This window comes from Pseudorhodoplanes sp., from assembly GCF_035565795.1.
GTDB lineage: Bacteria > Pseudomonadota > Alphaproteobacteria > Rhizobiales > Xanthobacteraceae > Pseudorhodoplanes.
On record NZ_DATMRV010000222.1, the window covers coordinates 1 to 4,096 of the forward strand.

Annotated in this window: 4 protein-coding genes, 1 tRNA gene and 1 pseudogene; all 6 read right to left on the minus strand. The window is 62.6% G+C overall.

Annotation, left to right across the window (positions count from 1 at the left end; all coding sequences use genetic code 11):
- Positions 1-221: pseudogene (locus tag VNZ93_RS19670) on the minus strand (hypothetical protein); the annotation flags it as partial.
- Positions 222-435: 214 nt separating this feature from the next.
- Positions 436-511 (minus strand) — tRNA-Ile (locus VNZ93_RS19675).
- Positions 512-637: 126 nt separating this feature from the next.
- Positions 638-1,162 carry a transglycosylase SLT domain-containing protein gene (locus VNZ93_RS19680; RefSeq protein WP_325709126.1) on the minus strand — a complete coding sequence of 175 codons (525 nt, stop codon included), beginning with the start codon at positions 1,160-1,162 and terminating at the stop codon, positions 638-640.
- A gap of 289 nt (positions 1,163-1,451) precedes the next feature.
- Complete coding sequence (locus VNZ93_RS19685) at positions 1,452-1,913, minus strand: MarR family transcriptional regulator (RefSeq protein ID WP_325709117.1); 462 nt, start codon at positions 1,911-1,913, stop codon at positions 1,452-1,454.
- A gap of 21 nt (positions 1,914-1,934) precedes the next feature.
- Positions 1,935-3,161, minus strand: a complete 1,227-nt coding sequence (locus VNZ93_RS19690) for a 3-hydroxybenzoate 6-monooxygenase (RefSeq protein ID WP_325709120.1) — start codon at positions 3,159-3,161, stop codon at positions 1,935-1,937.
- A 97-nt stretch (positions 3,162-3,258) separates the two neighbouring features.
- A complete protein-coding gene (locus VNZ93_RS19695) occupies positions 3,259-3,648 on the minus strand; it encodes a hypothetical protein (RefSeq protein WP_325709123.1) in 390 nt (129 codons plus the stop codon).
- Positions 3,649-4,096 lie beyond the last annotated feature (448 nt).

A 4,096-nucleotide genomic window follows, 5' to 3' on the forward strand; every position in this document is an offset into this window, starting at 1 on the left:
CCTAATCTCTTCAGAAATTCGGCTTGGTATCCGAACACGAAAAGCTGATCATTCTGGGTGTGCCGAAGATCGTGAACGCAAATCCCGCCGCCGGTGCTTTCGCATAGATCGGCTATCTTCCGGCAAGTGTCCGGCCACCGATGTGGATCGAGAGCGCAGTCATAGATCGCGCCGATCGTGTCGGAAAACGCTCGGGCGGAATCTCCATCCAAACCGATCACGTGAAGCCCTCTCAAGCGGACGAACCTTACCTCAAGGTCGTCATACGATACTCCAGCATCGCAATGTAGGCGATCCTTCAGCCCTTGATTTCAAGCACAATTGTTATCGTAAGAAAGATTGAGACACAGATTCAATGCTTTGACGTCCGCAATCACTTTACCCGGGCGGCCTGTTTCGGATGCGCGTCAGCCTGAGACGCTGACAGGGAGCTATTGGTGGGCCCGGCAGGACTCGAACCTGCAACCAGACCGTTATGAGCGGCCGGCTCTAACCATTGAGCTACGGGCCCGGGCCGGCGGGTGGCGCGCGGGACCGCACTCATAGCAATGCCGGGCGGCAAGGCAAATGCCGCCCGGCATTTTGATCACACCGAAAGGGGAAACCGGCGCCCCCACGGCGCCGGCTTGCCGAACTGTCAGCGAATCTCCTGGTCGCGCGAGGTCGTGACACGCGGAGCACGGCGCGATCCGACATATTGACCGCGAGACCTCCGGGCCTCGGACGAGAATTCCGGGAGCGGCGCCCCGATCGCAGGCGCCTGAACGGTCGCGTAGGCCGGCGCCATACGACGGCCATTGGCAAGCGCGACCGCGCTGGAGCCCTGACGCCGCGCCACATCATGATAGCCGCGCGCATAGAGAGCGACCGCGCGGTCATGATTGCCGCCCGCAGCCCGGTAAGCGCCGGCCAGATACTTCACCGCATAGGTCATGTTGGTGTTGGGATCGAGCAGGCCGGCGGCGCTGCCGGTGTAGCCCATGGCACGCGCGGTCCCGAGCCGGATCTGCATCATGCCGTAATTGCCCTTCGACACGGCACGCGGGTTGTAGCGACTCTCGCGCATGATGACGCGATGCACGAGCGACGGCGGCAAGCCGTGCGCGGCAGCGTGGCTGTGAACGAGAGCGGAATAAGCTTCATTGGCGTTGGCCCCCGACATCGGGACGAGGCCAGCGGCAATGAGGCTCAGCGGGAAGAGAGAAGCACGAATGGTGTTTGCACCAGTCATCTCAGCTCCGGACTTTGTGGAAGATATGTTGCGTTTACACGGCGCAATGCGGCCACGATGCGGCACGTTCCGCATCACATGTCACGCTTTGTAACCGCATGTTGCAGGAGTGAGCGCGGGCCGCGCGTAAGTCGCCATAAGCCATGCGCCGAATGCAAGCCTCGGCGAGGCAGTCAAGGAAAAAGTAATGTCTGCGGCAGAAATCGGGCGAAAACGAAGATCAGGCGGTCAGACGCTGCGGCACGCGTGAGGCATCGTTGTTCAGCTCGACGAGCTGTGCGAGAAGCGCCAGCAGCACACGCCGATCCTTCGCGTTGAGAGGCGCGAGGATGCGTTCCTGGGTGCGGCGTACGCCCTCTTCCGCACGCCGCGTCACCGAACGTCCCTGCGCCGTCAACTTCAGCAGCTTGATCCGCTTGTCGTCCGGCGACGGATAGCGCTCGACAAGACCGCGCGTTTCCAGCCGCTCCAGCACATTGCCGAGCGTCGAGCGATCAAACGCGATCTGCGCCGACAGTCGCGTCGCATCGATCCCCTCATTCTCCATGATGGCGACCATCGCCGCATACTGGACCGGCGTGAGATCGAACGCCGCGCATTCCTCGATGAAGATCGCGACCGCAATCTGCTGCGCGCGCCGGATCAGGTGTCCGGGCTGTGTCTGCAATTCCTTGAGCTGCATGACGCTGGCCCGCCGTCACCTTCAGGTCGCGCGATCGCCGGAGCCCGGCTGCGCTTTGGCGCCAGTCAGACCGTTGCCGCCATAGATCCAGCGGACTGACTGGTTGAACTCGTCCGGAGTCTTGTCCTTCAGCCACGCATTGCGCACCAGCCGCTCGACACCGTCGGCATGGAAGACGCGTCCAAGCTCCCGCGCCGACAGCACGACGCGATAGGCCCGCGGGATACGGATGGTCTCATAAGCCTTGAATGCCGCCACGACATCGCCGCCGGACTTCTCGAACGCATCGGACAGGCACACCGAGTCTTCCATCGCCATGCAGGCGCCCTGCGCGAAATACTGATAGGTCGGATGTGCCGCATCGCCGAGCAATGCGACATTGCCGTCGATCCAGCTCGCGATCGGATCGCGGTCCCCCAGCACCCAGCGCCGCCAGTCCTTCGGAATTTCCAGAACCTTGCGGATGCGCGGCACGATGTGCCCGAATTTCTCGACCACCTCTTCGCGCTTGCCCGGCTCGTTACTGCCGACATTCTCAAGATCGGTAACGAAGGTCGCGACCAGGTTGATGGTCTTCCAGCCCTGCAGCGGATAATGCACGAAATGGGTCTTGGGACCGACCCAGATGGTGGCCGCATTCCAGCGCAGGTCTTCCGGCATCTGTTCGACCGGGAGGACCGCGCGATAGGCAACATGGCCGGACAATCGCAACGGATCGCCGCCCGTCATCTGCTTGCGGATTGCGGAGTTGATGCCGTCGGCGCCAATCAGGGCGTCGGCCTCATAAACCGTACCGGCCGCTGTTTTCACGCGAACGCCGTTCGGCGTGTTCTCGTAGGAGACCACACGCTCCTTGTTGACCAGAGTCACATTCGGCGATTCACGGCAGGCATCGAGAAATGCGCTGTGAAGATCGGCACGGTGGATCACCGCATACGGATTGCCCATGAACTTGCGGAAATCTTCACCGACCGGCGCGCGCAGGATCTGCTCGCCCGAGAGGCCATCCATCATGATCAGTGCGTCGATGTAGACCGCACGTTCTCGGCAGGTCTTGCCGACGCCGAGATAGTCCATGGCATGGAAGCCGTTCGGCCCGATCTGAATGCCGGCGCCGATTTCGCCGAAGGTGTCAGCCTGTTCGAGAACGGTGACCTTCGCACCGCTGCGCGCAAGCCCCATGGCTGCCGACAGGCCGCCGATGCCGCCGCCCGCCACGATGATCGATGGATTGGATTTGGTCGCCATGTCTTGTCCTCCCGAATTGGATCCGGCCCCTTCGCCGAGGTGACTTCCTTGGGCTCTCTTTTTTGAACAGCATACTGTTTTTCAGTATACTGTCAATCTAGCGGCTCCGGGGCTTCTGCTTCTGAACCTGCTGCCTGTGAGTCTCTGCCGCCTCCGCAGCAGCCGTCACCTGCTCCAGCCGTTCGGCCAGCATGCGCTGCAACAGCGCCATGTTCCGCGCCTGATCGCGCGCGGCCTTTTCCGGATTGCGCGGGACCGGGACGACGCGCTCGGACGCACACTGAACATCACGCCCACGGCAGCCGCGCCCGCGCTTGCAGATGCGCCGCCGACAGGTGCGCCACGCCTCGCTCACATCCATGATCTTGCGGAGAATGCGCCTGGAGATCGGGTTCTCGTCGGAAGCCGAGTTTTCGTCCGCGAATTTCAATCCAGCATTACGACCGCGGCTGCGGCGCAGGCGTTCAGGTCTCGATGCTCGTTTCATGTCCGCTCCAGGCATGGGTTCTCGTTTCCGCGCCTTTGGCGCGGAGCGTGACGTTCAGCACTGTCCCCCGATTGAACCGCCCGCTGAGGGCGTGGAGCGCCGCAAGGCGCCTTTGATAAATCACGCCGTTTCCGGCGTGCGCGGCCTGAACGCAGGCCGCCCGCCTCACGACGCTCCACCGCGACGACTTTTCGCTCCGGAGCCGTTCTTCCGGGACTGGCCGGATGAGCCTCGCCCACCCTTATCCCGCAGGCTTTCGCCCGCGTTCGACCAGACCAACGTCCAGCAGGCCTACCTGCAGCCCCTCATCATTAGGAGCGGACGGCCGACCCAGAGCGTCCCGGAGGCAGGATTACGAGCCCCACCCGCAGGCGCCGCCCTCATCCCGCGTCTCGTGGCGTCCCTGGACACGCCCCTCTTTGGGATGAGGTGAATAGGAATATAGTCT